Origin of the sequence: Sphingomonas sp. ABOLG (genome assembly GCF_003950435.1) — a bacterium.
Classification (GTDB): domain Bacteria; phylum Pseudomonadota; class Alphaproteobacteria; order Sphingomonadales; family Sphingomonadaceae; genus Sphingomonas; species Sphingomonas panaciterrae.
This window is the reverse complement of record NZ_QQWW01000013.1, coordinates 1-26,097: the sequence shown is the minus strand read 5'-3', so window position 1 is coordinate 26,097 and position 26,097 is coordinate 1. Positions and strand designations below refer to the sequence as shown.

Sequence of the window (26,097 nt, the reverse complement as noted above, 5' to 3'; positions counted from 1 at the left end):
TGCCAACCGCCTGCGGGTTTGCGTTCGGGAGGGCCGACGGGTAGGGCGCCGGCTTTCCGGATAACCCGAAGGAGGCTTGCGATGGCCGATACCTACAACACCCTGACGCTGACGCTGGATGGCGGCGACGTGACGATCAAGCTGCGCCCGGATCTGGCGCCCGAGCACGTCAAGCGCATCGCCGAACTGGCCAACGAGGGCTTTTACGACGGCGTCGTGTTCCACCGCGTGATCCCGGGCTTCATGGCGCAGGGCGGTGATCCGACGGGCACCGGCATGCACGGGTCGGACAAGCCGAACCTGAAGCAGGAGTTTTCGAAGGAGCCGCACGTGCGCGGCGTCTGCTCGATGGCGCGGACCAATGATCCGAACAGCGCCAATTCGCAGTTCTTCATCTGCTTCGACGACGCGCGCTTCCTCGACGGCCAGTACACCGTGTGGGGCGAAGTGACGAACGGCATGGAGCTGATCGACGCGCTGCCCAAGGGCGAGCCGCCGCGCGAGCCGGGCAAGATCGTCAAGGCACGCGCCGAGTAAGCGACAGGTTACGCCGCCGGGTGGCTGCGTGACTGTTCGGCCGGGGCGCGGGCGGAGAGATCCGTCCGCGCCGCCCGGTATTCTGCCGATACCCGCTGACGGTCAGACGTTCTCGGCCGCGAGCGTCGTCACGAGCCAGTCGCGGAAGATCCGCACCTGTTTGAGCTGCAGCGCCCGCGGGCGGCAGACGAACCAATAGCTGTACGGGCTCACCACCTCGATATCGAACAGCCGGACGAGGCGCGGATCGGCCGCGTCCTGAAAATGGCTTTCGTGCATGAAGGCAACGCCGAGCCCCTGTGCCGCCGCCTCCAGCATCAGCGCGCCCGAATCGAAATGGTCGACCGCCAGCGGCTCGATATCGTGGAGCCCCGCCGCCTGGCGCCAGGCGGTGAAGGTGTCGGGCATCTCGCGATGGACGAGCGCGGTCAGCGTCGCGAGTTGCTGCGGCCGGACGATCGGGTCGGCGCGATCCACCAAGGTGCGGCTGCCGATGACATAGACGCTGTTGCGGTCGAGCCGGCGGGCATAGAGGCTGGGGTCGATATCGCGGGCGAGCGCAATGACCGCATCGAGCCCCTCGCCGAGCCGGGCGATGCCGTGGGCGCCGGTATCGATGTCGAGATGGATTTCCGGGTGCGCGCTGCGCAACTCGCCCAGCCGCGGGAACAGCCGCTGCGAGGCGAACAGCGGGAGGACGCCGAGGCGCAGGCGCAGCACGTCGACCGCGCTGGTCATCGATTCGACCGCGTCGGACAATTGATCGAGCAGCGGCGCGATCTGCGCCAGCAGCCGTTCGCCATCGCCGTTCAACACCATCGCCTGATGCCGCCGGTCGAACAGGGGGCGGCCAAGGAAGCGTTCGAGCGTCTGGATCCGGCGGCTCAAGGCAGGATTGGACAGCGCCAGTTCCTGCGCGGCGGCCTTGATCGAGCCCAGCCGTGCCACGGCCACAAAGGCCTCGATCGCAGTCAGCGGCGGCAAACGGCGCATGGACTGATCATTCCCCTATATCCGGCCATCATGAGACCGGCCCGGTGCCGGAACAAGCGGCACGAGTGACGATTGCAGGTTTTGCATTCATCATTCGTTTCTTCGCACTTGCACAAAAGACACCCCGACGGCAATTAGGGCGGGCCTTTCAGGCATCCTCTCCTAAAAACTTTCATGGGCTGGTCTTCGGACCGGCCCTTTTTTTTGCCTGTCGCGCGCGCGCGGGCACGTCGTCCGACCCGAAGCGTTACGATCACGGGTGGCACCCCTCTAAAAACGCGGGCGCGCTTCCATATCTATCGTCGCCTAGCCCGGAGGAGAAGTGCATTGGCGGACGTCGAGACACAGGCGCAAAAGCTGCAGGTCGCGAATTCGAGGCCGGAGGACAGCGGCCGGGGCATCGCCCACCTGCCGCGTGCGTTCATGGCATCGCTGGGCCTGACGGAAGGCGATGTGATCGAGATCGTCGGCAAGAAAACGACTCCGGCGCGCGCGGTTGGGCCCTATTCTGAGGACGAGGGGCTGGCGATCGTCCGGATCGACGGCCTGCAGCGCGCCAATGCCGGCGTCGGCTCGGGCGATTTCGTGGAAGTGCGCAAGGCCGAATCGAACCCCGCGACGCGGGTGGTGTTCGCGCCGGCGGCGCAGAATTTGCGGCTGCAGGGATCGACGGTGGCGCTGAAGCGCACCTTCATCGGCAGGCCGCTGGCGCAGGGCGACGTGGTGGCGACCGCAGGGCATCAGCGCGTGGCGAACATGCCGCCGGGCATGCAGCAGTTCGTCAACGCGCCGGCCTATGCGCTGCAGGAGATCCGCCTGGTCGTCGTCTCCGCGGCGCCCAAGGGCATCGTCCACATCGACGAGAATACCGAGGTCGAGCTTCGGCCCGAATATGAGGAGCCGAACGAGGCGCGGCGTGCCGACGTCACCTACGACGATATCGGCGGCATGGCGGCGACGATCGACCAGCTGCGCGAGATGGTGGAGCTGCCGCTGCGTTACCCGGAGCTGTTCCAGCGGCTGGGCGTCGATCCGCCCAAGGGCGTGCTGCTGCACGGCCCGCCCGGCACCGGCAAGACGCGGCTGGCGCGCGCCGTCGCCAACGAGAGCGACGCGCAATTCTTCCTGATCAACGGCCCCGAAATCATGGGCTCCGCCTATGGCGAGAGCGAGGGGCGGCTGCGGCAGGTGTTCGAGGAGGCGTCCAAGTCAGCGCCGTCGATCGTGTTCATCGACGAGATCGATTCGATCGCGCCCAAGCGCGGGCAGGTATCGGGCGAGGCGGAGAAGCGCGTTGTCGCGCAGTTGCTGACGCTGATGGACGGGCTGGAGGCGCGGGCGAACCTGGTCGTCATTGCCGCCACCAACCGACCCGAGGCGCTGGACGAGGCGCTGCGTCGGCCGGGGCGGTTCGATCGCGAGATCGTGGTCGGCGTGCCGGACGAGCGCGGGCGGCGCGAGATTCTGGGCATCCACACCCGCGGCATGCCGCTGGGCGACAAGGTGGACCTGGGTGAGCTGGCGCGCACGACCTTCGGCTTCGTCGGTGCGGACCTTGCCGCGCTGACCCGCGAGGCCGCGATCGAGGCGGTGCGCCGGATCATGCCGCGGCTGAACCTGGAGGAGCGGACCATCCCGCCCGAGGTGCTCGACACGCTGGCGGTGACTCGCGAGGATTTCATGGAGGCGCTGAAGCGCGTCCAGCCGAGCGCGATGCGCGAAGTGATGGTGCAGGCGCCCACGGTGCGCTGGGACGATGTCGGCGGGCTGGACGATGCCCAGATGCGCCTGAAGGAAGGCGTCGAGCTGCCGCTGAAGGACCCGGATGCGTTCCGGCGCCTCGGCATCCGGCCGGCCAAGGGCTTCCTGCTCTATGGCCCGCCGGGCACCGGCAAGACTCTGCTGGCGAAGGCGGTGGCGCGCGAGGCGGAGGCGAATTTCATCGCCACCAAATCGAGCGACCTCTTGAGCAAATGGTATGGCGAGAGCGAGCAGCAGATCGCCCGCCTGTTCCAGCGCGCGCGGCAAGTGGCGCCGACGGTGATCTTCATCGACGAGCTCGACAGCCTGGTGCCCGCGCGTGGCGGCGGGCTGGGTGAGCCGCAAGTGACCGAGCGGGTGGTGAACACCATCCTCGCCGAGATGGACGGGCTGGAAGAATTGCAGTCGGTGGTGGTGATCGGCGCGACCAACCGGCCCAATCTGGTCGATCCGGCGCTGCTGCGGCCCGGGCGGTTCGACGAGCTGATCTATGTCGGCGTGCCGGACGAGGCCGGGCGGCGGCGGATCCTTGGCATCCAGACCGCCAAGATGCCGCTGGCGCATGACGTCGATCTCGACGTGGTGGCGCGGCGGACCGAGCGGTTCACCGGCGCTGACCTTGGCGACGTGGTGCGGCGGGCGGGCCTGATCGCGCTTCGCCGGTCGCTGGGTGCGCGCGAGGTCTACATGGGCGACTTCGAGGCGGCGCTGGGCGAATCGCGCGCCAGCGTTACCGACGAGATGGAGCGCGATTACCAGCAGATCGCGTCCCGGCTGAAGCAGGACGCGGCATCGATCCAGCCGATCGGCTTCATCTCCCCGGGGCAGCTCAGCCCACGCGGCGACCGCCGCGACTGAACGCAAGAAGGGGAGGGCAATGCCCTCCCCTTCATGGCGTTTGTGCCGATGGGATCAGGCGGCGGCAGCTTCGGCCGCTGCTTCGCGATCCAGCTGGGCGCGGCTCTTGCGCTCGGCCGCGGTCTTGAGCTGGCCGCAGGCGGCGTCAATGTCGCGGCCGCGCGGGGTGCGCACCGGCGCGGAAATGCCCGCTTCGAAGATGATGTTCGAGAAGGCGCGAATCCGCTCCGGCGTCGAACATTCATAGGCGGTGCCCGGCCAGGGATTGAACGGGATCAGATTGACCTTTGCCGGCAGGCGATAGTGGCGCAGCAGGCGCACCAGTTCACGCGCGTCATCGTCCGAATCGTTCTTGTCCTTCAGCATCACATATTCGAACGTGATGCGGCGGGCATTGTTGGCGCCGGGGTAGTCGGCGCACGCCTGGAGCAGTTCCTCGATGCCGTATTTGCGGTTGAGCGGCACGATCTCGTCACGCACCGGTTTCGTCACGGCGTGGAGCGACACGGCGAGGTTGACGCCAATCTCCGCCCCCGCGCGCGCCATCATCGGCACGACGCCCGAGGTGGAAAGGGTGATACGACGCTTAGACAGGGCAAGGCCGTCGCCGTCCATCACCACCGAGAGCGCGTCGCGCACATTGTCGAAATTGTAGAGCGGCTCCCCCATGCCCATCATCACGATGTTGGTGAGCATGCGGCCTTCCGGCTGGCTGGGCCATTCGCCAAGGCCATCGCGCGCCAGCATGACCTGACCGACGATCTCGCCGGCGGTAAGATTGCGCACGAGCTTCATCGTGCCGGTGTGGCAGAAGGTGCAGTTGAGCGTGCAGCCGACCTGGCTGGACACGCACAGCGTCCCGCGGTCCGCATCGGGGATGAAGACCATTTCGAAATCCTGGCCGTCGTCCGAACGCAGCAGCCACTTGCGCGTGCCGTCCGACGACACCTGCGCCTCGACCACCTGCGGGCGGCCGATGACGAAGCGTTCGGTGAGCCACGGATGCTGCGCCTTGGCGATGTCGGTCATGGACGAGAAATCGGTCGCGCCGCGATTGTAGATCCAGTGCCAGATCTGCTTGGCGCGCAGCTTTGCCTGACGCGGCTCAAGCCCGGCGGCGGCGAGCGTCTCGCGTAATTCGTCCTTGGACAGCCCGACGAGGTCAATGCGGCCATCGGCGCGCGGGGTGACCGCACGGGCAACGGGCACGGGATCGAAGTGCCCCGGGATGGGCATGGGCGCGGCCGACACTGTCTGCATCGCGCGCATATAGCGCAGGACAGGGGGAATTTCCAGCACGGCCGCCGGACAGCGGCGCCTAGCCGGCGCAGCCCAGCGTCGCGGCGTCGATGGCGGTGGCGGCACCGCCCAGCGCATAACTGTCGGCAAAGGGGCGACCGGCGCGGTTGAGCGTCGAGACGCTCATGCTGCGCGCGCCGCGCATCGCCGCGACGATCGCGCGGTCGGTGGCGGCGTCGGGCGACCACACGGCGCGATCGTTGCCGGTCAGCACGAAGCGCCGCTCACCGATCGCCAGCGTGACCGGCGCTGCCGCATCGCGCGGGCGCGACAGGCGGACGTAGAGCGCGGGGCGGCGGCTGGTGCCGAAGCGCGCGGCGATGCTGGCGAAAGCGCCGTTGCCTGCGCGCACGGGAGAGGTGATCGCATAACAGCGCGGTGGCGACCCGGCGCGAAACGCACCCCACGCGTCGTACACGCCGATCGCCGTCGGCTCCCCGGCGAGCAGGAGCGCGGCGACGAGGATCATGCTCACAGGACCACGCGGCCAGGATCAGGCCGGGGCGTGGCCGGTGCCCAGATGCACCACCGTCTCGCGGCCGCGCTCGATCATCGTCACCGTGCCCTGTGGGTGGCCGGGCAGCACCGGCGCGCCGCACGGATCGATCGGCGCACCCGTCATCACCCCGCGCATCACGCGGCTGGAGATTCCATGCATGATGACCAGCCGATCGCCATCGTCGTCAGCGGTATCGGCGAGCCAGCCGCCGACCCGCGTCGCAATCGCCTCATAGCGCTCGCCGTCGGGGGCGCAGCGCAGCAGCCCACGTTCGTCGATTACCGGGCCGACTTCATCGACGACATCGGCGTAATAACGGCCACCCCATGCGCCCATGCCGATTTCGATCAGGCGATCGTCGTGGCGGGCGTCGTGCCAGTCGAGTTCGAGATGCTCGGCAATGATCGCAAGCGTCTGCAGCGCGCGACCCGTCGAGGAGGCCCACATGGTCAGCTTCGGCCTGGCGCCGAGATGCGCACGCAGCGCGCGGCCCATCTCCTCCGCCTGAGCGAAGCCGGCGCGGGTGAGGGGGGTGTGCGGGGCATCCCCCTGCAGCCGGCGCGCGGCGTTGAAGACGGTTTCGCCGTGACGGGCGACGAAATCGCGGCCACGCCGCTGGGTGGGATCGATTGCCATGGCGCTGCTTTTGGTCGGACGGGACGCGAAAGCAATGATTTTTGCCGGTTGAGCGCGCGCGAAAACAGTCAAACCGGTCGTCAAGACGTCGCGTGTCCGAGCGAGGTTCCAACGAAACAAACGGCTTGTCGCGGATAGGTCGGCAGGATCGTTGTTCAAGCCCCTGTGGCGCAAAAACAACGAAAATCCTTGTTTATCTGAGGTTCATGCAACAGCCCGCGAAATTCATCATTTGACCGTCACCCGCCCACGCTTGTGGGACGGAAACGCAAATGGAGTTGTTTATGCGTAAGCTTATCCTGGCGACGCTCGCCGCCACCACCGCTGCCGTTGCTGTTCCGGCTGCTGCGCAGGACGCCGGCCCGTTCACCGGCCCGCGCGCCGGCGTGATCCTGGGCTATGACGCGCTGCGCCCCGGCGACACGCAGGATTCTCTGATCCGTGGCGATCAGGGCAGCGACGGTTTCCTGTACGGTGGCGACATCGGCTATGACGTGGCGTTCAACAACCTGGTGGTTGGCGCCGAGGCCGAAATCACCGGTTCGACCGGCAAGGTGACCAACGATCCGCGCAACCCGAACGATTTCGGCTATGGCCGCGTGAAGGCTGGCCGTGACCTGTACATCGGTGGCCGTATCGGCGTGATCGCCGCCCCGACCACGCTGATCTACGGCAAGGTCGGCTACACCAACGCCCGCCTCGACCTGACCCGCGACGACACCACGACGGTGACCGGCCGCAACTTCAACCTCGACGGTTTCCGTCTGGGTGCCGGTGTCGAGCAGTCGCTCTCGCCGAACACCTACGCCAAGCTCGAGTATCGCTACTCGAACTACGGCGAGGCGAAGCTGCGTTACCCGAACGGCGCGACGACCGGCACGTTCGGCGTTGACACCGACCGTCACCAGGTGGCGGCCGGCCTCGGCTTCCGCTTCTGATGCGGACGGGCGCGGCCGCTGGCCGCGCCCGACAGGCGGTGGATGTGAACAATCCACCGAAAAGAGGGCCGGGGCGCTTGCTCCGGCCCTTTCTGTTTGGCTAGGAAACGGGCGAGTTGCCCCTGGTCGAATCCGGCGGGCCGGGGGATCAAGTGATGAAGGCGACGATCGAACGCGCAACGCTCCTGAAGGGGCTGAGCCATGTCCAGTCCGTGGTGGAACGCCGCAACACCATTCCGATTCTGTCCAACGTGCTGATCGAAGCGACGGTCGAGGGTGCGCTGCGCCTGATGGCGACCGACCTCGACCTGCAGATCAACGAGAGTGTCGCGGCATCCGTGGAACAGCCGGGCGCGACCACCGTGTCGGCGCACACGCTGTTCGACATTGCGCGCAAGCTGCCCGAGGGCGCGCAGGTGTCGCTGAGCGCCGCCGACGGCCGGATGACGATCGTCGCCGGGCGGGCGCGATTCTCGCTCGCGACGCTGCCGCGGGACGATTTTCCGGTGATCGCCGAGGGCGAGCTGCCGACCCAGTTCGAGATGCCGGCTGAGGCGCTGAAGCAGATCATCGACAAGACGCGATTTGCGATCTCGACCGAGGAAACGCGTTATTATCTGAACGGCATCTTCCTCCACGTGTCGGAGGATGGCGGATCGCAGCCGGTGCTGAAGGCTGCCGCGACCGATGGCCATCGCCTGGCGCGCGTCACGTTGCCGCGGCCCGAGGGCGCGGAGAACATGCCGGATGTGATCGTGCCGCGGAAGTGCGTGGCGGAGTTGCGCAAGCTGCTCGATGAGGTGGACGGTTCGGTCGGCGTGTCGCTGAGCGGCACCAAGATCCGGTTCGACCTGGGTCAGGCGATCCTGACGTCCAAGCTGATCGATGGTACCTTCCCGGATTACAGCCGCGTCATCCCGACCGGCAACGACAAGATCCTGAAGCTCGACCCGTCGGCGTTCATGGAGGGCGTGGATCGCGTGTCGACCATCGCCACCGAGAAGACCCGCGCGGTGAAGATGGCGCTGGATCGCGACAAGATCACGCTGTCGGTGACGAGCCCGGAGAATGGCACCGCAGCCGAGGAAGTGCCCGGCGAATATGTCGCCGCACCGTTCGAGATCGGCTTCAACAGCCGGTATCTGATGGACATCCTGGGCCAGATCGATGGCGACGTGGTCGAGGTGCACCTGGCCGATGCGGCGGCGCCGACGCTGATCCGTGAGAATGACAAGGCGCCGGCGCTGTACGTGCTGATGCCGATGCGGGTCTGAGCAGCGAGCGAGAATGGTGCCGGGGTGATGAGCCCCGGTGCCGACCTTAGGCGTTTCCGATCAGGCTGTTTCGATGAGGCGGTCGGCCTGCGCCCGGGCCTCGTCGGTGATCGTCGCGCCGGACAGCATCCGGGCGATTTCCTCGCGCCGTTCCGAATTGTCGAGCTGACGCACGCCGGTGCGCGTGACGATGCCGTCATTGCGCTTGGCGATCAGCAGATGCGCGGCACCGCGGGCGGCGACCTGTGGCGAGTGGGTGACCACCAGGAGCTGCGCCTGCGTGGCGAGGCGATGCAGCCGCTCCCCGATCGCCGAGGCGACCGCGCCACCGACGCCGCGATCGATTTCGTCAAAGATCATCGTTGCCGCGCCGCCTTCTTCCGCGAGCGCGACCTTCAGCGCGAGGATGAAGCGTGACAGTTCGCCGCCGGACGCGATCTTGATCAGTGCGCCGAAGGGCGCGCCGGGATTGGTCGCGATCTCGAACTCGACCCGATCCTGGCCGGCCGGGCCCCAGAGATCCTCGGGCAGCGGCGCGATGGTGGTGCGGAAACGCGCGGCATCGAGCTTGAGCGGGGGAAGCTCGCCAGCGACCGCGACGTCGAGCCGCTCGGCGGCGGCCGCGCGTGCCGTGGACAGGGACGCGGCGGCGGCGAGATAGAGGTCGCGCGCCGCCCGCGCGCGCTGCTCCAGTGCGGCGATGCCTTCCTCACCCGCCTCGAGCCGGTCGCGGCGCTCGCGCAATTCATCGGCCAAAGCGGCGAGATCATCGGGCTGTACGCGGTGCTTGCGGGCCATGCCGCGCAGGTCGAACAGCCGCGCCTCGTCCTGTTCGAGGTCGCGGGGGTCGAACGCCAGCGCGCGGCTGGCCTCGCTCACCTGATCGCCGGCGTTGCCCGTTTCCACCATCGCACGGTCGAGCGCGGCCAGCGCCTCGGTCAGCGCCGGATGGTCGGGGGCGATTCGGTCGAGGATGCGCGCTGCCTGGCGCATCCTGGCCAGTGCGCCGTCCGAGCCGTCGAGCGCGTCGACGAGCGCGTTCAGATCCTCGGCGATCTTTTCCGACCGTTGCATGATGCGCCGGCGCTCGGCGAGCGTTTCCTCCTCGCCGGGCTCGGGCGCGAGCGAATCGAGTTCGGTGACGGCGTGGTCGAGCCACTCGCGATCGCGGGCGGCAGTCTCGATTTCGTCCCGCGCCGACGCCAGCGACGCTTCGGCGGCGCGCCAGTCGTGCCAGGCGGCAGCGACGCCTGCGGTGTCGAGTCGCGCGAAGGTATCGAGAAGCGCACGGTGGCCGCGCGGGTTGAGCAGGCCGCGATCGTCGTGCTGGCCGTGGATCTCGACTAGCCGGCTGCCGAGTTCGCGCAGGAGCGCAGCCGAGGCGGGCTGATTGTTGACGAACCCGCGGCTGCCGCCGTCCGCCTTCACCACCCGGCGGATGATCAGCGGTTCGCTATCCTCCGCCTCAAGCCCGTTGTCGTCGAGCAGCGCGGCGATGCCGGCGGGCGGATCGAAGGTGGCGGTGACGCTGGCCTGCGCCGCGCCGTGCCGCACGAGTCCGCTGTCGCCGCGTGCGCCGAGCGCCAGGCCGAGCGCGTCGAGCAGGATCGACTTGCCTGCGCCGGTTTCACCGGTGAGCACGCCAAGCCCGGGGCCGAAATCGAGGTCAAGCGCCTCGATCAGGACCACATCGCGAATCGAGAGCGCCGTCAGCATGAAGGGCCCAACGCCCGAACGGCCGGGCGGTGCATCAGCGGTGCTGCGCTCACTGGTCCTGCGGCGGCGGGACGTCCGCTGGAGCGGGGGGCGTGCCCGGCTGCACGCCGGTCGGCGTCGCGGCGGACGGGGCGTTGCCACCCGGCGTCGCGCCGGCGCCGCCGCTGGTGGTTGCCGGCGTCGGGGCGCCCGGCGCCTCGGCACGCGGCGTGGGCGTTTCCTCGACCGGCAGCACCTCCACCTCCTTGCGGATCGGCGCCTCGGGCGCGGGGACGGTCGCCTGGGGAATGATCTGCTCGCCCGGGGCGAGCGGACGAATCGGCGTGGTCGGGTTCTCGCCCAGCAGATCGTAGGCGCGCTTGTACCACCAGGTTTCGGGATAGTTGGCGCCGAGCACCGCCGCGGCGCGCTTTGCCTCCTCGCGCACGCCGAGCGCCAGATAGGTCTCGGTCAGGCGCATCAGCGCCTCCGGCGTGTGGGTGGTGGTCTGATAATCGTCGATCACCTTGCGGAAGCGCAGCGTTGCCGCCAGCCACTGGCCACGCCGTTCGTAGAAACGGCCGATCTCCATTTCCTTGCCGGCGAGGTGATCGCGCACGAGATCCATTTTCAGCCGGGCGTCCGCGGCATAGCGGCTGTTGGGATAGCGGCGGGTGAGCTCGCCCAGCGCATCCTGTGCCTGCGCGGTGATCTTCTGATCGCGCGTGACGTCGTTGATCTGCTCATAATAGCTGATCGCGATGAGGTAATAAGCGTAGGGAGCGTCGCGATTGCCCGGGTGGACCGACAGGAAGCGCTGTGCGCCCTGGATCGCCTCCGTATAATTTTTCGCCAGATAGTTGCTGAACGCGCCCATCAGCTGCGCCCGGCGGGCCCAGACCGAATAAGGGTGCTGGCGCTCCACCTCGTCGAACAGCGCCGCCGCCAATTTGTACTGGCCCTGGTCCAGCTTCTGCCGGGCCGCGGTGTACAAGGTGCCCACGTCGCGCGCGACGTACGGGAGATCGCCGCCGGCGCGATTACGCGCACAACCTGCGATCGGCAGTGCCATCGCCGCAAGGAGCAGGGCGACGAGCGGACGGGACGGGAGTTTACGCATCGTTGTGGCCTTTAGCGCAGGGCCGCGCACGCGAACAATGCTGAAACGTCGTGAATGAAACGCATTGAGGGCGGCGGCGTTCGGCGGATAGGACTAAGCCTTATCATTATGGGACCTCATATGACTGCAACCTTGCTGGCCACCAAGCGGGTCGAGAAGCCGTGGGGGCGGCATAGGCTGTACCCGGGATTTCCCGATCCGGCCCCCGGGGGGGAACCGATCGGTGAGGTGTGGTTCCAGTCGCCGCATCCCGAAGAGCCGGAATTGCTGATCAAATATCTGTTCACCAGCGAGAAGCTGTCGGTGCAGGATCACCCGTCGGACGAGGAGGCGCAGAAGCGCGGCCTGCCGCGCGGCAAGGACGAATGCTGGCTGATCCTGGATGCCGAGCCCGATTCGACCATCGCGATCGGGCCGAAGCAGCCGATGACCGCGGACGAATTGCGCCAGAGCGCGCTGGACGGGTCGATCGAGGACAAGCTCGACTGGAAGCCGGTGAAGGCGGGCGACTTCTATTATTCGCATTCCGGCGTGGTCCACGCGATCGGCGCTGGACTGACGCTGATCGAGGTGCAGCAGAATTCCGACACGACCTATCGCCTGTACGATTATGGCCGACCGCGTGAATTGCATCTGGATGACGGCATCGCGGTAGCCGACCTGCAGCCTTATGTCGCGCCGCCGCGGCCGGGCGAGGTTGCGCCGGGGCGAACGATCCTGGTCGAAGGGCCCAAGTTCGTGCTGGAACGCTGGGGCGGCGGCAAGCGCGAGATCGACCTTCCTGAGGGCAAGAGCGGCTGGCTGGTGCCGATCCGCGGCGAGGGTGTCGTTGGTGGCGTCGCCTGGCGCGCGGGCGAGTGTGTGATGGTGACCGGTCCCGAGCTGCTCCATGCGTCGGAGGATGCCGACCTGCTGTTCGCCTATACGGGTACCAGCCGAATCTGATTCGCGGGGGGCCGCGCGGTCCGTCGCGGCAACACGGCCCCTCGACAAGCAGGGCATGCGCGGCAAAGAGCCGCGCGTGCCTGATCTTGCCATTATTGCCCTTGTCACCGGTGCCGGATTCCTGGGCGGCGCCATGAATGCGCTCGCCGGCGGCGGATCGTTCGCGACCATGCCGGCGCTGCTTGCCATCGGGCTGCCGGCGAACATCGCCAATTCGACCTCCAATTTTGCTGTCCTGCCGGGCGCGGCGATGAGCAGCTGGTCGTTCCGGCATGAGCGCACGCCGCTGGGCGGCGTCGACCTGCGCGTGCTCGGCTGGGTGACATTCGTCGCGGGGCTGGTCGGCAGCATGTTGCTGGTGCTGACGCCGGCGACGACGTTCGACGTGATCGTGCCCTGGCTGGTTCTGTATGCCTTCGTCGTGCTGGCGATCGGCAAGCGCGCGTCGGTGTGGCTCGCGCAGCGAGTGACGATCGGCGGCCGCACGCTGATCGCGGCGCAGGCGCTGCTGGGCATTTATGGCGGCTATTTCGGCGGCGGCGTCGGGCTGATGATGACCGCGACCTATGGCCTGCTCGCCGGGATGGACCCGCGGGCCATGTTCGCGCCGCGCACGCTGATGCTGGCGGTGGCCAATGCCGCGGCGGCGATCGTTTTTGTCGCGACTGGGATGATCCACTGGGGATCCGCGGTGCCGATGCTGATCGGGGCGCTGGTCGGCGGCTGGGCTGGGGCGGTGATCGGCAAGATGCTGCCCGCGGCGGTGATCCGGTGGTGGACGCTGCTGCTGTCGGGCGCGACGACGATCGTTTTTTTCTGGCGCGCCTACGGCTGATTTCGGCGGCGGCGCGGCCGCCTTCCGGCGACAATCGGCCACGGATGGACGCCGCGCGGAATGATGGTAGCCTGCGGCCGATGCGCGCCGTTTTCCGCCACCGTCTCGCCACCCGATTGTGGCATTGGATCAATGCGGTTGCGATTTTCGTGCTGATCGGATCGGGGCTGGGCATCTCCAACGCGCATCCGCGATTGTACTGGGGGCGCTATGGCGCGAACTTCGATGCGGCGTGGCTGGAGCTGCCGCGCTTTCCCGCCTGGCTGACGATCCCGGCGAACTACAATCTGGCGCTGTCGCGGCGCTGGCATCTGTTCTTTGCGCTGGTGCTGGGCTTTGGCCTGCTGGCCTATATGATCGTCAGCCTGCTGAACCGGCATTTCGCCCGGGACCTGCGGGTGCGGCGGCGCGACTTGTCGCCGCACAACCTGGCCGCGGACGTGCGCGAGCATCTGGCGCTGCGTTTCCATGATCCGGCCGATCCGACCGCGTACAATATCTTCCAGAAGCTGTCGTACGTGACGGTCGTGTTCGTGCTGTTGCCGCTGGTGATTTTTAGCGGGATTGCGCTGTCGCCGATGATGAACGCCGGCTTCCCCTGGATGCTCGACCTGTTCGGCGGGCGGCAATCGGCGCGGTCGATCCATTTCCTGTGCATGGTGGGGCTGAGCGTGTTCATCGTCGGCCATCTGGCGCTGGTGATCCTTGCCGGGCCGGTCAACGAGGTGCGCGCGATGATCACCGGCTGGTGGCGGGTGCCCGAGGAGCCGCGGCCATGATCGTCGGACGACGCGACCTGATCGCCGGCGGCGTGGCAGGGGGCGCGACGCTGCTCGCCGGGTGTGACAGGGTGATCGAGCATCCCGCCGCGCGCCGCATCCTGTTCATGGGCGAGGACATGCAGCGCGGGCTGCAACGCGCGCTGGTCGACCGCAACGCATTGGCGCCCGAATTCACGCCCGAGCAAAGATCGCCCTTCTTCCGGCCCAACGGCACACGTGACCCGGGAACGCCCGAATATAATGCGCTGCGCGAGGGCCGGTTCGCCGACTGGCGATTGCAGGTCGATGGGCTGGTGGCACGGCCGCTGTCGCTGGCGCTGACCGACCTTGCCGCCTTTCCGCAGCGCGCGCAGATCACGCGGCACGATTGCGTCGAGGGGTGGAGCGCGATCGCCAAATGGCAGGGGCCGAAACTGGGCGATGTGCTGAAGGCGGCGGGGATGCGCGACGGCGCGCGCTACATCGTGTTCACCTGCGCCGACATGTATGGCGGCGCGCCTTATTATGAATCGATCGATCTGGTGGACGCGTTCCACCCGCAGACGATCCTGGCCTGGGCGCTGAACGACCGCTTCCTGCCGGTGATGAACGGGGCGCCATGCCGCCTCAGGGTCGAGCGGCAACTGGGCTACAAGCACGCCAAATATCTGATGCGCGCCACCGCGGTCGCCAGCCTGTCCGGGATCGGCAAGGGCAGGGGCGGCTATTGGGAGGATAATGTCGACTATGACTGGTATGCCGGGATCTGACGGGTAGGTACGTACTGGTAACGATCGGACGAGGCGGCTAGCAGGTGGCCCATGGCGCTGATCGATCTGTTTCTCTCGCGCGCGGTGACACGCGGTACCCTGACCCTCCATCGTCCCGATGTCGCGACCAAGACCTTCGGCACGTCCGAAGCCGGCTTCCCCGATGTGGTGATCCGCTTCACCGACAAGAATGTCGGGCGCTCGATCGTGTCCGACCCCGGGCTGGGCGCGGCGGAGGCGTTCATGGACGGCCGGCTGGTGATCGAGCAGGGCGATATCCGCGCGCTGGTCGAGCTGCTGACGTCCAACGACCCGTGGGAGGACGGGCGGTCGGCGCTGGCGGCGAGCCCCCTGCGGCGCGCGGTCGCGGCGGCGGCGCATCGCTTCGGCCGGATCAACATGGAGCGCGCGTCCAAGCGCAACGTGGCGCATCATTACGACCTGTCGGATCGCCTCTACGACCTCTTCCTCGACGCCGACCGGCAGTACAGCTGCGCCTATTTCACCGACCCGGCGAACAGCCTGGAGCAGGCGCAGGCCGACAAGAAGGCGCATATCGCCGCCAAGCTGGCGCTGAAGCCGGGGATGCGCGTGCTCGACATCGGCTGCGGCTGGGGCGGGATGGCGCTGTACCTGCACCAGAAGACCGGCGCCGAGGTGCTGGGCGTGACGCTGTCGGAAGAACAGCTGAAGGTCGCGCGCCGCCGTGCCGAGGAAGCGGGCGTTGCCGACAAGGTGCGGTTCGAGCTGATCGATTATCGCCACGTGACCGGGCAGTTCGACCGGATCGTGTCGGTCGGCATGTTCGAGCATGTCGGCGTGAAACATTATCGCGCCTTCTTCGGGAAGTGCCGCGAGCTGCTGACCGAGGATGGCGTGATGCTGATGCACACGATCGGGCGGCTGGGCGGCCCGGGCGTGACCGACCAGTTTACGCTGAAATACATCTTCCCCGGCGGCTACAACCCGGCGCTGAGCGAGATCGTTCGCGGTTACGAGGGGATGCGGCTGTTCCCGACCGATATCGAGGTGCTGCGCGTCCACTATTCCTGGACGCTGGACCATTGGTACGATCGCACGGTGGCGGCGAAGGACGAGATCGTCGCGCTGTATGACGAGAAGTTCTTCCGCATGTGGACCTTCTACCTCGCCGGGGCGGCGGCGGCGTTCCGGCATGGCGGCCTGTGCAATTACCAGGTGCAGCTGACGCGCGGGCGATTCTCCGTGCCGGTGACGCGCGACTATATCTATGAGGAGGAGCGGCGCCTGCGCGCCGAATGACGGCCATGCCGGGCGAGCCCGGCATGGCGTGCCCGATCAGCCGCCGCCGTGGAGGTTGATCTTCTGCCCGTTGGCATATTCGCCATCGGCCGAGACGAAATAGGCGACCGCCGCGGCGACATCCGCCGGGGTGGAGACGCGGCCGAAGGGTGATTGCGCGGCGAGATCGTGGATGGCCGCGCGTCGCCTTCGCCAGCCGTTCGCCCATGTCAGTGACGGTGAGGCCCGGGGCGACGATGTTGGTGCGGATGTTGTTGCCGCGCTCCTCCTTCGACAGCACCAGCGCCAGAGCCTCTGCGGCGGCCTTGCCCATCGAGTAAGGCGCGCCATTGGGGGCGTGGTAGAGTGTCGCGACGCTGGAGATCATGATGATGTCGCCGCGGCCCTTTTCCTTCGCGCGCTCGCGCATCGAGGGGAGGACCAGCTTCGACATGTAATGCGGCGCGAAGCAGTGGGTGCGCATGACGCGCTCGAACTCGGCCGGGTCGGTATCGGCGACGCTCTGCCCGCGGCTGGCGATGCCGGCGTTGTTCACGAGGATGTCGATGCCGCCGAAGTCGGCGACGACCGCGTCGACCAGCTTCTCGCAATCCTCGAACCGGTCGACCGAGCCGGCATAGGCCTTGGCGCGGCGGCCGAGGCCCTCGATCTCGCGCACGACTTCCTCGGCGGCCTCGGCGTCGCGGCGGTAGTTCACCGCGACGTCGGCGCCGTCCCGCGCCAGTCGCAGCGCGATCTCGCGCCCGATGCCGCGGCCCCCGCCGGTTACCAGTGCAACGCGTCCCTGAAGTCCCCTCTCGCTCTTGGCACTCATGCAGCCTGCTCCTTTTTCTTGGTGTAATCGGGGCGGCGCTTCTCGAAGAACGCCTTGATCCCTTCGCCGAAATCCGGGGAGGTCGCGCACAGGATCTGGTTGCGGTCCTCCATCGCCACCGCTGCCTCGAGGCTGGGCGCGTCGATCGACATGCGCAGGCATTCCTTGGTGAGGCGCAGGCCCATCGGCGAGGTGGTGAGCATCTGTTCGATCAGCGGGGCGGCGGCTTCCTCCATCTGATCATCGGGCACGACGCGGCTGACGAGGCCGGTGGCAAGCGCGCGATCGGCGGTGATGAAATTACCGGTGAGCATGAATTCGGCCGCCACGCTCGCGCCGACCAGGCGGGGGAGGAAGTAGCTGACGCCGATGTCGCAGGCGGAAAGGCCGATGCGGATGAAGGCGGCGTTCATGCGGACGGATTCGCCGGCGATGCGGATGTCCGACGCCAGCGCCATGGCGAAGCCGCCGCCGCACGCGGGGCCGTGGACGAGGCTGATGATCGGTTGCGGGCAATAGCGCATCTTCATCACGATCTCGGCGATCGAGCGCTGGTGCGCGAGGCGATCGATCGTGTCGAATTCGGAACGGCCGCCCTCCTGCAGATCGAGGCCGGCGCAATAGGCGCGGCCGGCGCCCTTCAGCACGACGACGCGGCAGTCGCGATCCTTGTGGAGCGCGCCGAAATAGTGGTTCAGCTCCTCGACGTGGCGATCGTTGAGCGCGTTCAGGACGTGCGGGCGGTTCATCGTCACCCAGTCGACTTCGCCCCGGCGCTCGACCGAGATCATCTCATATTCCACGATGCCTCTCCCACTCATGCTTGTTGCGATGCTTGTTGACGGCGCACTCTACATAACTAAAGTTATCCTGCAATCGCGGACGGCCAATGGGGCCGCCGCCAGGAGTTTAGGGGAGAGGGGCGTGAAGCTCGGACCGGATATTGCTGCCGTCATCACCGGGGGTGCCTCGGGATTGGGGCTGGCCACCGCCAAGGCGTTGCGCGCGCAGGGCGTGAAGGTCGCGCTGTTCGACAAGAATGCCGAGATCGGTCCGGGCGTCGCGGAGGAGATCGGCGCGGTGTTCTGCGAAGTCGATGTGATGGACCAGGCATCGGTCGACGCCGGCTTTGCCAAGGCGCGCGCCGCCAATGGCCAGGAGCGTGCGCTGGTGAATTGCGCGGGCGGCGGCTTCGGCGGGCCGAACAAGACGGTGGCGCGGTCGAAGGAGGACGGATCGATCGTCCCTTATCCGATCGAGAATTTCCAGAAGACGCTGGAATTGAACCTGGTCGGATCGTTCCGCTGCATCGTCGGATCGGTGGCCGGGATGATGACGCTGGACCCTACCGAGGACGGGGATCGCGGGGCGATCGTCAACACCGCCAGCGTCGCGGGCGAGGAAGGACAGATCGGGCAGGTGGCCTATGCCTCCGCCAAGGCGGGCGTGATCGGCATGACGCTGAACGTTGCGCGCGACCTGTCGGCCGAGGGTATCCGCTGCAACACGATCCTGCCGGGCATTTTCGACACGCCGCTGCTGGCGCGCGCGAAGCCGCAGGTGAAGGCGGCGCTGTCGGCGATGGTGCCGTTCCCCAAACGGCTGGGCATGGCGGAAGAATATGCCGCGCTGGCGGTCGAGATGCTGCGCAACGGCTATTTCAACGGTGAGGACGTGCGGCTGGACGGCGCGATCCGGATGCAGCCGAAGTAACCAACAGGATGGCAGCTTCCCGTTCGTGCTGGGCATGGCCGAAGCACGAACGGCGCGGGCGGGGAGAGTTTAGATGAACTTCGATTATTCCGACGACCAGAAGATGCTGAAGGACGAGGCGCGCAAGTTCCTCGCCGCGAAGTGCGACGCCAAGGTGGTTCGCGGCGTGCTCGACAATGACGACCGCGCCTATGACGAGGCGCTGTGGAAGGGCGTGGCCGAGCAGGGCTGGCTGGGCGCGGCGATCCCCGAGGAGTTCGGCGGGCTTGGCCTTGGCCATGTCGAATTGTGCGCGCTGGCCGAGGAGCTGGGCCGTGCGTGCGCGCCGATCCCGTTCGCCTCCACGGTGTATTTCGTCGCCGAGGCGCTGATGAAGTTCGGCTCGCAGGAGCAGAAGGCCAAGTGGCTGCCGAAGATCGCCGCCGGCGAGGTGATCGGTGCCTTTGCGACGGCCGAGGGCAAGGGGCCGGTGACGGCGCGCTCGATCAAGACCAGCGTGTCGGGGGGCAAGCTGACCGGCGAGAAGATCCCGGTGACCGATGGCGATGTCGCTGACCTGATTGTGGTGCTGGCGAAGGACGGGCTGTACCTGGTCGAGAAGGGCGAGGGCGTGTCGGCCGAGGTGCTGACGACGCTGGACCCGACGCGGTCGGCCGCGAAGCTCACCTTTTCGGGCGCCCCGGCCGAGCGGCTGGGAGATCAGGATGGCATCGCGGCGATGCAGGCGGTGTTCGACCGCGCGGCGATCCTGCTGGCGTTCGAGCAGGTCGGGGGCGCGGACAAGTGCCTGGAGATGGCTAAGGCCTATGCGCTCGATCGTCAGGCGTTCGGGCGCGTGATCGGCGGCTATCAGGCGATCAAGCACAAGCTGGCCGACATCTATGTGAAGAACGAGATCGCGCGGTCGAACGCTTATTACGGCGCCTGGGCGCTCAATACCGATGCGGGCGAGCTGCCGCTGGCGGCGGCGACCGCGCGCGTCGCGGCCAGCGAGGCGTTCTGGTTCGCCGCCAAGGAAAATATCCAGACGCATGGCGGCATCGGCTTCACCTGGGAAGCGGACCCGCAGCTTTATTACCGTCGCTCGCGGCAGCTCAGCCTCGTGGCGGGTGCGCCCGCGACGTGGCGTGAGCGGCTGGTGAGCCAGCTTGAAATGAAGAACGCCGCCTGAGCGCGTGAGAGGATAGCGAGATGGACTTCAACGATACCCCGGAAGAAGCCGACTATCGCGCCAAGGCGCGCGCCTGGCTGGAAAAGAACGTCGCCGAGCACAAGGCGATGAACCACGCCGACGACATGGCGGCGGGCAAGGCATGGCAGCGGCGCAAGGCCGAGGCGGGCTATGCGCAGATCACCTGGCCCAAGGAATGGGGCGGGGCCGGCGGCACGCCGATCCAGTCGGTGATCTTTGGCCAGGAAGAGGCCAAGTTCCCCGTTCAGTACGGCTATTTCACCATCGGCCTTGGCATGTGCGTGCCGACGGTGATGGCGTTCGCCGATGCCGACACCAAGAAGCGCTTCGTCGGGCCGGCGCTGCGCGGCGAGGAGATCTGGTCGCAATTGTTCTCCGAGCCCGCCGGTGGCTCGGACGTGGCGGCGATCCGTACCCGCGCGGTGCGTGACGGCGACGATTGGGTGGTGAACGGCCAGAAGGTGTGGACGTCCGGCGCGCATTATTCGGACTATGGCATCGTCCTGGTGCGCACCAACCCGGACGTGCCCAAGCACAAGGGCCTGACGATGTTCTGGCTCGACCTGAAATCGCCGGGCGTCGAAATTCGGCCGATCCACCAGATGTCGGGCGGCTCGAACTTCAACGAAGTGTATTTCACCGACGTTCGCATTCCCGACGCACAGCGGCTGGGTGCGGTGGACGACGGCTGGAAGGTCGCGCTGGTCACGCTGATGAACGAGCGGCTCGCGGTCGGCGGGGCGAGCGGAGCGAGCCCGAAGGAGATCCTGGCGCTGGCCAAGGATCTGGACGCGGCGGACGGCCCGCTGATCAAGGACAGCGCGTTCCGCCAGCGGCTGGCTGACTGGTACGTCCAGTCCGAGGGGCTCAAGAACACCCGCATGCGCACGATGACCGCGCTGAGCCGCGGGCAGACGCCGGGGCCGGAAAGCTCGATCGGCAAGATCATCGCCGCCAACGTGCTTCAGGACCTGGGCAATGCCGCGGTCGAGGCGGAGGATCAGTATGGGATCATCAACGATCCCGCGCTGCTGCCGCTGAAGGGGCTATTCCAAGGCGCGGTGATGAACGCGCCGGGCCTGCGCATCGCGGGCGGCACCGACGAGATCCTGAAGAACATCATCGCCGAGCGGGTGCTTGGCCTGCCGGGCGAGATCCGGACGGACAAGGATGCCGCGTTCAAGGATCTGGCGGGCTGAGGGGGAGCGGTGATCGGATCCGCGTGCCGCGGGGATGATCGCCGCTCGACCGGGGCGCCGTCGCGGCGGCGCAAACAGAAGCGAGGGCGTGTCGCTGGCCGAACCGGCGCACGCCCGTTGTCGCGTCAGTCCTTCTTGCGGGTGAAGAGGACGGCGGCCGCGATGGCGGCGGAGCCGATGCCGACGCCGAGCCCGATCTTGCCCAGATCCCAGCCACGCTTCTGACGCGCGGCCTTGGCATCCTTGGCGGCGGTTTCATGCTGCTTGGCGGCAGCGGCGGCGGCGAGAATTTCGTTGGGTTCGTCAGACACGCTTACTCTCCTTTGCCGCGCTGGTACCGCGACCGGAACGCATCGGCAAAGGCTTTGAGCCTCTGTTCGGCGATCGCAGAGCGCAGGTCGGCCATCAGCGTTTCGTAGAAGAAGATATTGTGTTCGGTCATCAGCATGGCGCCGAGGATTTCGCCGGCGCGGACCAGATGATGGAGATAGGCGCGGCTCCAGGTGGCGCAGGTCGGGCAGCCGCATTCGGGATCAAGCGGACCCTGATCCTCGTTGAAACGCGCGTTGCGGATGTTGATCGGACCCGAGCGGGTGAACGCCTGGCCCGTGCGGCCCGAGCGGGTCGGCAGCACGCAATCGAACATGTCGATGCCGCGCTCCACCGCGCCGACGATATCGTCAGGCTTGCCGACGCCCATCAGGTAGCGAGGGCGATCGGCGGGTAGCTGGCCGGGGGCGAAATCGAGGCAGGCGAACATCGCCTCCTGCCCCTCGCCGACCGCGAGGCCGCCGATCGCATAGCCGTCGAAGCCGATGTCGATCAGCGCGTCGGCGGAGGTGCGGCGAAGCCCCTCGTCGAGCGCGCCCTGCTGGATGCCGAAGATGGCGTTCTGCGCGGCATGATCGCCGCCGCTGTCGAAAGCGTCGCGGCTGCGGCGTGCCCAGCGCATCGAACGCTCCATCGCCGCGGCCTGCACCTCGCGCGTCGACGTGGTCGGCACCAGTTCGTCGAACGCCATGACGATGTTCGAGCCGAGCAGCCGCTGGATCTCGATCGAGCGTTCGGGGCTGAGCAGGTGGCGGGTACCGTCGAGGTGCGATTTGAAGGTGATGCCTTCCTCGGACCGCTTGGTGAGATCGGACAGGCTCATCACCTGATAGCCACCCGAATCGGTCAGGATCGGCTTGTCCCAGCCCATGAAGCGGTGGAGGCCGCCGAGCCGCGCGACCCGCTCCGCGCCCGGGCGCAGCATCAGGTGATAGGTGTTGCCCAAGATGATGTCCGCGCCCGCCGCCTCGACATCGGCCGGCTTCATCGCCTTCACCGTGGCGGCGGTGCCGACCGGCATGAAGGCGGGGGTGCGGATGGTGCCGCGGTGCATCGCGATGCTGCCGGTGCGGGCAGCACCGTCAGTGGCGGCGATGGTGAAGGCAAAACGATCGGTCATCGGCGGGAGCGCTTCTTCTTCTTGCCGTCGGGCGGCAGATCGGGGGTTGAGCGCGTGGCGTTGGCGCGGATGGTGAGCAGTTCGGCCCGAGTCACGACCGCGTCGCGATCGCGATCGAAACGCGCGCAATAGCCGGCCAGCGTTGCCTGAAGCTCATCCAGCGTGATCCGGTTGTCGGCGTTGCGATCAGTCTCGAACGGGCTGGGCAGGGCATTGCGATCGCCCAGATACCGCTCCGCCCAATCGGCAAAGGCGATATAGCCAAGCGAGCCGGTGCGACCGGTGTCCATCGCCTCGAAGGTGCGGCGAACGCCGGCCTCAAGCTCCGCCTTGGTAACGCGGGCGTCGCCATCGGTGTCGAAGGTCGCGATCAGCATGCCGACCGGTTCCACCACCATGGTTGCGGGTGGCTGAGGCGGCAGGCCGGGCGTGGGCGTGGCAACCGCTGCCTGGAGCAGCAAGGACAGGATCAGCATGGGCAACCCGCGCGCTATTCAGGAAAACAGGGGGCGCCGTGGTGGCTTGCCAGCAGGAACGTCAGCGGCCTTTGTGCGCCGGCGAAGATAGAAAGGTGGATGCCCGACAAGGATTCGAACCTTGATTGACGGAGTCAGAGTCCGCTCTCTTACCATTAGAGGATCGGGCAACAGCCGCGTCGCAGCGATGAAGCAGCGACAGGAGGGCGCCTCTAATCCCGCTGTTTCGCAAGGTCAAGCACCTGATTGCGTGCGCGGGTTGCAGTGGGGGGCGGTGCACGCTAGCTTCGCTACCAAGCACCGGGCGGGCCAACCCGCGACGGAAGAACAAAAGAAAGACGACGGCACGTGGCGCATCATCACGCCGACCTGCCGTACCGGCGCGATCATCGCCGCGCCCGTTCGGCACTGGAGGGTCACCAATCGGCCCCTTTTCGCCAGCATTTCGCGCGCCATTATGCCGCGCTGGATCTCGGCACCAACAATTGCAGGCTGTTGATTGCCCGGCCGCAGGGCGATGGTTTCGCGGTGGTGGACGCCTTTTCGCGAATCGTCCGGCTGGGCGAGGGGCTGGCGACCAGCGGGCGACTGTCGGACGCGGCAATCGAACGGACGATCGGCGCGCTTCGGATCTGCGCCGACAAGCTGAAACGGCGCAACGTCACGCTGGCGCGATCGGTCGCGACCGAGGCGTGCCGGCGCGCCATTAACGGACCCGCGTTCATCGAGCGCGCTTATGGGGAAACGGGCATTCATCTCGACGTGATATCGGCAGAGGAAGAGGCGCGGCTGGCCGTGCTTGGCTGCCATGTGCTGCTGGAGCCGGGCAATGCCCCGGCGCTGGTGTTCGACATTGGCGGCGGATCGACCGAACTGGTGCTGATCGACACATCGACCACGGTGCCGACGGTGATCGACTGGCATTCGGCGCCCTGGGGCGTCGTGTCGCTAACCGAGAGCGCTGGCGGCGGCGACGGTGATGGCGCGGCGGGCCTGGCGAGCGCCTATGAGCGGATGTGCAACCTGGTGCGCGAGAGCTTTGCGCCCTTTGCCGCGCGGCTGCCGAAGGTCGAGGGGCCACGGCGGCTGCTGGGCACGTCGGGGACGGTAACGACGCTGGCCAGCGTCCACCTGGGGCTGGACCGGTATGATCGTGCGCAGGTCGACGGGCTGATCGCGCCGGCGGCGTCGATGCGTGCGATCAGCCAGCGGCTGGCGCATCTGCCGATCGCCGAGCGCGCGAAGCTGCCGTGCATCGGCCGCGAACGCGCCGATCTGGTCGTCGCAGGATGCGCCATCCTGGAGACGATCCTGGACCTGTGGCCAGCCGAGCGGCTGGGCGTGGCGGATCGTGGCATTCGCGAGGGCATCCTTCGCCGCCTGATGGCGTCTGCGGCATGAGGGGTGGGGGCGGACTTCGCACGCGCGTGAAGACGGCGCGTGGGCGCACGGCGCAGTCGACGCGCTGGCTGGAGCGGCAGCTGAACGATCCGTACGTCAAGCGCGCCAAGGCCGAAGGGTATCGCAGCCGGGCGGCGTACAAGCTGATCGAGCTGGACGAGCGCTTCGGCTTCCTGCGTGGCGGCAAGCGGATCGTCGACCTGGGCATGGCGCCGGGCGGGTGGAGCCAGGTGGTGCGGCGCAAGCTGCCGGGGGCGGCGGTGGTCGGCATCGACCTGTTGCCGGTCGACCCGCTGGACGGCGTGACGATCCTGCAGATGGACTTCATGGCGGACGAAGCACCCGATCGGCTGATCGCCGAACTGGGCGGTGCACCCGACATCGTGCTGTCCGACATGGCGGCGAACACCGTCGGCCATCCGCAGACCGATGCGTTGCGCACGATGGCGCTGGTCGAGGCGGCGAGCGACTTTGCGATCAGCGTGCTGAAGCCGGGCGGGACGTTCGTCGCCAAGGTTTTCGCCGGGGGTGCGGATTCGACGCTGGTTGCGCTGCTGAAGAAGAATTTTGCCACGGTGAAACACGCCAAGCCGCCGTCGAGCCGCAAGGGATCGGTGGAGTGGTTCGTCGTGGCGCAGGGCTTCAAGGGCCGGCGCGGCGACGTGGCTGAGCGAGACGAAAGCGACGCCGATCAGGATTGATCGGCCGCGGAACCGGCAGGCTCCATAACAAATGCGGCCGCATCACGGGGGAGGTGATGCGGCCGCCGCTGGCTAAGGCTGACGAGGCTTACGGGCCGCCGCTGTCACGGATTGTCCCGTTCACACCCGAGGGGAAGAAGCCGCCGCCCTGCGTAGCCGCCGGGTTGAGATAGACGACGTTCAGCACTTGCCGCCCGGTTCGCCCGAGGACGAGGCCGCCCGGATCGGTCGGGACCAGATTGGCGACCGCTGCATTGCCGATGTCCTGATCGAGATCGAACGAGCCATCGAGCGCGTCGCGCCCGGCGGAGATCCGCGCGACGGCATCGTAGATGGCGGGTACGGTCAGCCCGCGCCGCCACAGTTCCGCCCGGATCACCCCGTCATGGTAGCATTCGGTGGCGAGGATGCCGGCCGATGCCTCCAGGAAGGTCTTGTTGGTGATGAGCCGCGCCGCGCCGCGATAGGCGCTGACCCCGACGTCGGTGAGGAGATACGACCCGATCAGGAAGTTCTCGTCATTGGCGAAGGGATCGAAGATGGCGTTGGGCCCGACCACGCCCGCCGCCCGGGCCGCCGCGGTGAAGGCGCCAACCGGCGTTGCATTGCCCACCGTGACCGTGGCGCTACCCGACAGGTTGATGACGGGTTGCGCCGTCGCTGCGCTGCCCAGGGCGCCGCGCAGGAACGTGATATGGCCGATCTCGTCAAAGGCGATTTCGCGCGCATATTGCTGAACCACTGGATCGGTGAAGGACACCTGGCGTGCCGCGCCTGGACCCGTCCCTGTCACGACATTGCCCTGTGCGCCCGTGCCGGTCTGCAGCGCGGCGGGGATGCCCTGTCCGGAGACCGCATAGGAATAATAATTGCCCTCCAGATATTCGAGCTGCAGCGCGAAGTTCAGGACGTCCTGATCGGTCAAGGCCGGCGGGGTAGGAGAGGGGCC

General features: G+C 67.4%; 25 protein-coding genes, 1 tRNA gene and 1 pseudogene. 14 read left to right on the top strand and 13 right to left on the bottom strand.

Features of this window, described 5'->3' with window-relative positions; all coding sequences use genetic code 11:
- Positions 1-81: 81 nt before the first annotated feature.
- Positions 82-537: a peptidylprolyl isomerase gene (locus CA236_RS14325; protein ID WP_046411551.1), complete on the top strand. Its 456-nt coding sequence runs from the start codon at positions 82-84 to the stop codon at positions 535-537.
- Positions 538-639: 102 nt separating this feature from the next.
- On the opposite strand, the gene CA236_RS14320 is transcribed toward CA236_RS14325, so the two are convergent.
- The gene (locus CA236_RS14320; RefSeq protein ID WP_046411550.1) at positions 640-1,530 is read right to left on the bottom strand and encodes a LysR substrate-binding domain-containing protein; all 891 of its coding nucleotides are present in this window, start codon (positions 1,528-1,530) and stop codon (positions 640-642) included.
- 327 nt (positions 1,531-1,857) lie between these two features.
- Between CA236_RS14320 and CA236_RS14315 the strand changes: the two genes are divergently transcribed.
- Entirely contained in the window at positions 1,858-4,149 is a 2,292-nt protein-coding gene (locus CA236_RS14315) for a CDC48 family AAA ATPase (protein ID WP_046411548.1), read from the top strand.
- 54 nt (positions 4,150-4,203) lie between these two features.
- Here the strand turns inward: CA236_RS14315 and rlmN are convergent, their stop codons facing one another.
- From rlmN to CA236_RS14300, 3 genes are read right to left on the bottom strand one after another with little or no spacing between them, the layout of a single operon-like run.
- Positions 4,204-5,409, bottom strand: a complete 1,206-nt coding sequence (rlmN, locus tag CA236_RS14310; RefSeq protein WP_046412018.1) for a 23S rRNA (adenine(2503)-C(2))-methyltransferase RlmN — start codon at positions 5,407-5,409, stop codon at positions 4,204-4,206.
- 58 nt (positions 5,410-5,467) lie between these two features.
- Entirely contained in the window at positions 5,468-5,917 is a 450-nt protein-coding gene (locus tag CA236_RS14305) for a hypothetical protein (protein ID WP_125946096.1), read from the bottom strand.
- 24 nt (positions 5,918-5,941) lie between these two features.
- A complete protein-coding gene (locus CA236_RS14300) occupies positions 5,942-6,583 on the bottom strand; it encodes a histidine phosphatase family protein (RefSeq protein WP_046411545.1) in 642 nt (213 codons plus the stop codon).
- Between the two features lie 284 nt (positions 6,584-6,867).
- Here CA236_RS14300 and CA236_RS14295 point away from each other — a divergent pair, with 284 nt between their 5' ends.
- Both CA236_RS14295 and dnaN read left to right on the top strand, forming a co-directional pair.
- Complete coding sequence (locus CA236_RS14295) at positions 6,868-7,521, top strand: outer membrane beta-barrel protein (RefSeq protein WP_046411544.1); 654 nt, start codon at positions 6,868-6,870, stop codon at positions 7,519-7,521.
- A 155-nt stretch (positions 7,522-7,676) separates the two neighbouring features.
- Positions 7,677-8,795, top strand: a complete 1,119-nt coding sequence (gene dnaN, locus CA236_RS14290; protein WP_125946095.1) for a DNA polymerase III subunit beta — start codon at positions 7,677-7,679, stop codon at positions 8,793-8,795.
- A 60-nt stretch (positions 8,796-8,855) separates the two neighbouring features.
- On the opposite strand, the gene recN is transcribed toward dnaN, so the two are convergent.
- Positions 8,856-10,511, bottom strand: a complete 1,656-nt coding sequence (recN, locus tag CA236_RS14285) for a DNA repair protein RecN (protein WP_046411542.1) — start codon at positions 10,509-10,511, stop codon at positions 8,856-8,858.
- A gap of 49 nt (positions 10,512-10,560) precedes the next feature.
- Positions 10,561-11,610 carry an outer membrane protein assembly factor BamD gene (locus tag CA236_RS14280; RefSeq protein ID WP_125946094.1) on the bottom strand — a complete coding sequence of 350 codons (1,050 nt, stop codon included), beginning with the start codon at positions 11,608-11,610 and terminating at the stop codon, positions 10,561-10,563.
- A 120-nt stretch (positions 11,611-11,730) separates the two neighbouring features.
- Here CA236_RS14280 and CA236_RS14275 point away from each other — a divergent pair, with 120 nt between their 5' ends.
- The 5 genes from CA236_RS14275 to CA236_RS14255 all read left to right on the top strand — a co-directional run bounded on the left by CA236_RS14275 (position 11,731) and on the right by CA236_RS14255 (position 16,202).
- Positions 11,731-12,555, top strand: a complete 825-nt coding sequence (locus CA236_RS14275; protein WP_125946093.1) for a class I mannose-6-phosphate isomerase — start codon at positions 11,731-11,733, stop codon at positions 12,553-12,555.
- A 76-nt stretch (positions 12,556-12,631) separates the two neighbouring features.
- Complete coding sequence (locus tag CA236_RS14270) at positions 12,632-13,390, top strand: sulfite exporter TauE/SafE family protein (protein WP_241212673.1); 759 nt, start codon at positions 12,632-12,634, stop codon at positions 13,388-13,390.
- An 80-nt stretch (positions 13,391-13,470) separates the two neighbouring features.
- Entirely contained in the window at positions 13,471-14,169 is a 699-nt protein-coding gene (locus CA236_RS14265; protein WP_241212672.1) for a cytochrome b/b6 domain-containing protein, read from the top strand.
- Entirely contained in the window at positions 14,166-14,921 is a 756-nt protein-coding gene (locus tag CA236_RS14260) for a molybdopterin-dependent oxidoreductase (RefSeq protein ID WP_125946090.1), read from the top strand. The genes CA236_RS14265 and CA236_RS14260 overlap by 4 nt, the downstream gene beginning before the upstream one ends.
- 51 nt (positions 14,922-14,972) lie before the next feature.
- Entirely contained in the window at positions 14,973-16,202 is a 1,230-nt protein-coding gene (locus tag CA236_RS14255) for a cyclopropane-fatty-acyl-phospholipid synthase family protein (protein ID WP_125946089.1), read from the top strand.
- Positions 16,203-16,407: 205 nt separating this feature from the next.
- On the opposite strand, the pseudogene CA236_RS14250 reads toward CA236_RS14255, so the two are convergent.
- Together CA236_RS14250 and CA236_RS14245 are read right to left on the bottom strand one after the other, a co-directional pair.
- Positions 16,408-17,016 (bottom strand): annotated as a pseudogene (locus CA236_RS14250) (SDR family NAD(P)-dependent oxidoreductase); the annotation flags it as partial.
- Entirely contained in the window at positions 17,013-17,807 is a 795-nt protein-coding gene (locus CA236_RS14245) for an enoyl-CoA hydratase/isomerase family protein (protein WP_231023644.1), read from the bottom strand. The gene CA236_RS14245 and the pseudogene CA236_RS14250, both read right to left, overlap by 4 nt.
- A 133-nt stretch (positions 17,808-17,940) precedes the next feature.
- Here CA236_RS14245 and CA236_RS14240 point away from each other — a divergent pair, with 133 nt between their 5' ends.
- The 3 genes from CA236_RS14240 to CA236_RS14230 all read left to right on the top strand — a co-directional run bounded on the left by CA236_RS14240 (position 17,941) and on the right by CA236_RS14230 (position 21,120).
- Positions 17,941-18,729 (top strand): SDR family NAD(P)-dependent oxidoreductase, encoded by a 789-nt coding sequence (locus CA236_RS14240; RefSeq protein ID WP_125946088.1) that lies wholly within the window; start codon positions 17,941-17,943, stop codon positions 18,727-18,729.
- Between the two features lie 73 nt (positions 18,730-18,802).
- Positions 18,803-19,900 (top strand): acyl-CoA dehydrogenase family protein, encoded by a 1,098-nt coding sequence (locus tag CA236_RS14235; RefSeq protein ID WP_125946087.1) that lies wholly within the window; start codon positions 18,803-18,805, stop codon positions 19,898-19,900.
- A 20-nt stretch (positions 19,901-19,920) separates the two neighbouring features.
- Entirely contained in the window at positions 19,921-21,120 is a 1,200-nt protein-coding gene (locus tag CA236_RS14230) for an acyl-CoA dehydrogenase family protein (protein ID WP_046411527.1), read from the top strand.
- Positions 21,121-21,245: 125 nt separating this feature from the next.
- Here the strand turns inward: CA236_RS14230 and CA236_RS14225 are convergent, their stop codons facing one another.
- From CA236_RS14225 to CA236_RS14210, 4 genes are all read right to left on the bottom strand, one after another.
- Positions 21,246-21,431 carry a hypothetical protein gene (locus CA236_RS14225; RefSeq protein WP_046411525.1) on the bottom strand — a complete coding sequence of 62 codons (186 nt, stop codon included), beginning with the start codon at positions 21,429-21,431 and terminating at the stop codon, positions 21,246-21,248.
- A 2-nt stretch (positions 21,432-21,433) separates the two neighbouring features.
- On the bottom strand, positions 21,434-22,570 hold the full coding sequence (gene tgt / locus CA236_RS14220) for a tRNA guanosine(34) transglycosylase Tgt (RefSeq protein ID WP_125946086.1): 1,137 nt from the start codon (positions 22,568-22,570) through the stop codon (positions 21,434-21,436).
- Positions 22,567-23,046: an EF-hand domain-containing protein gene (locus CA236_RS14215; RefSeq protein ID WP_241212671.1), complete on the bottom strand. Its 480-nt coding sequence runs from the start codon at positions 23,044-23,046 to the stop codon at positions 22,567-22,569. Before CA236_RS14215 ends, tgt begins: the two co-directional genes overlap by 4 nt.
- Before the next feature lie 96 nt (positions 23,047-23,142).
- Positions 23,143-23,216: transfer RNA gene (locus tag CA236_RS14210), tRNA-Gln, on the bottom strand.
- 238 nt (positions 23,217-23,454) lie between these two features.
- Between CA236_RS14210 and CA236_RS14205 the strand changes: the two genes are divergently transcribed.
- Entirely contained in the window at positions 23,455-24,447 is a 993-nt protein-coding gene (locus CA236_RS14205; protein WP_241212681.1) for a Ppx/GppA family phosphatase, read from the top strand.
- Complete coding sequence (locus CA236_RS14200; protein WP_046411519.1) at positions 24,444-25,148, top strand: RlmE family RNA methyltransferase; 705 nt, start codon at positions 24,444-24,446, stop codon at positions 25,146-25,148. Before CA236_RS14205 ends, CA236_RS14200 begins: the two co-directional genes overlap by 4 nt.
- 88 nt (positions 25,149-25,236) lie before the next feature.
- Here CA236_RS14200 and CA236_RS14195 read toward each other — a convergent pair.
- Positions 25,237-26,097: ferritin-like domain-containing protein (locus tag CA236_RS14195; RefSeq protein ID WP_164518952.1), on the bottom strand; the 861-nt coding region annotated here is incomplete at its 5' end.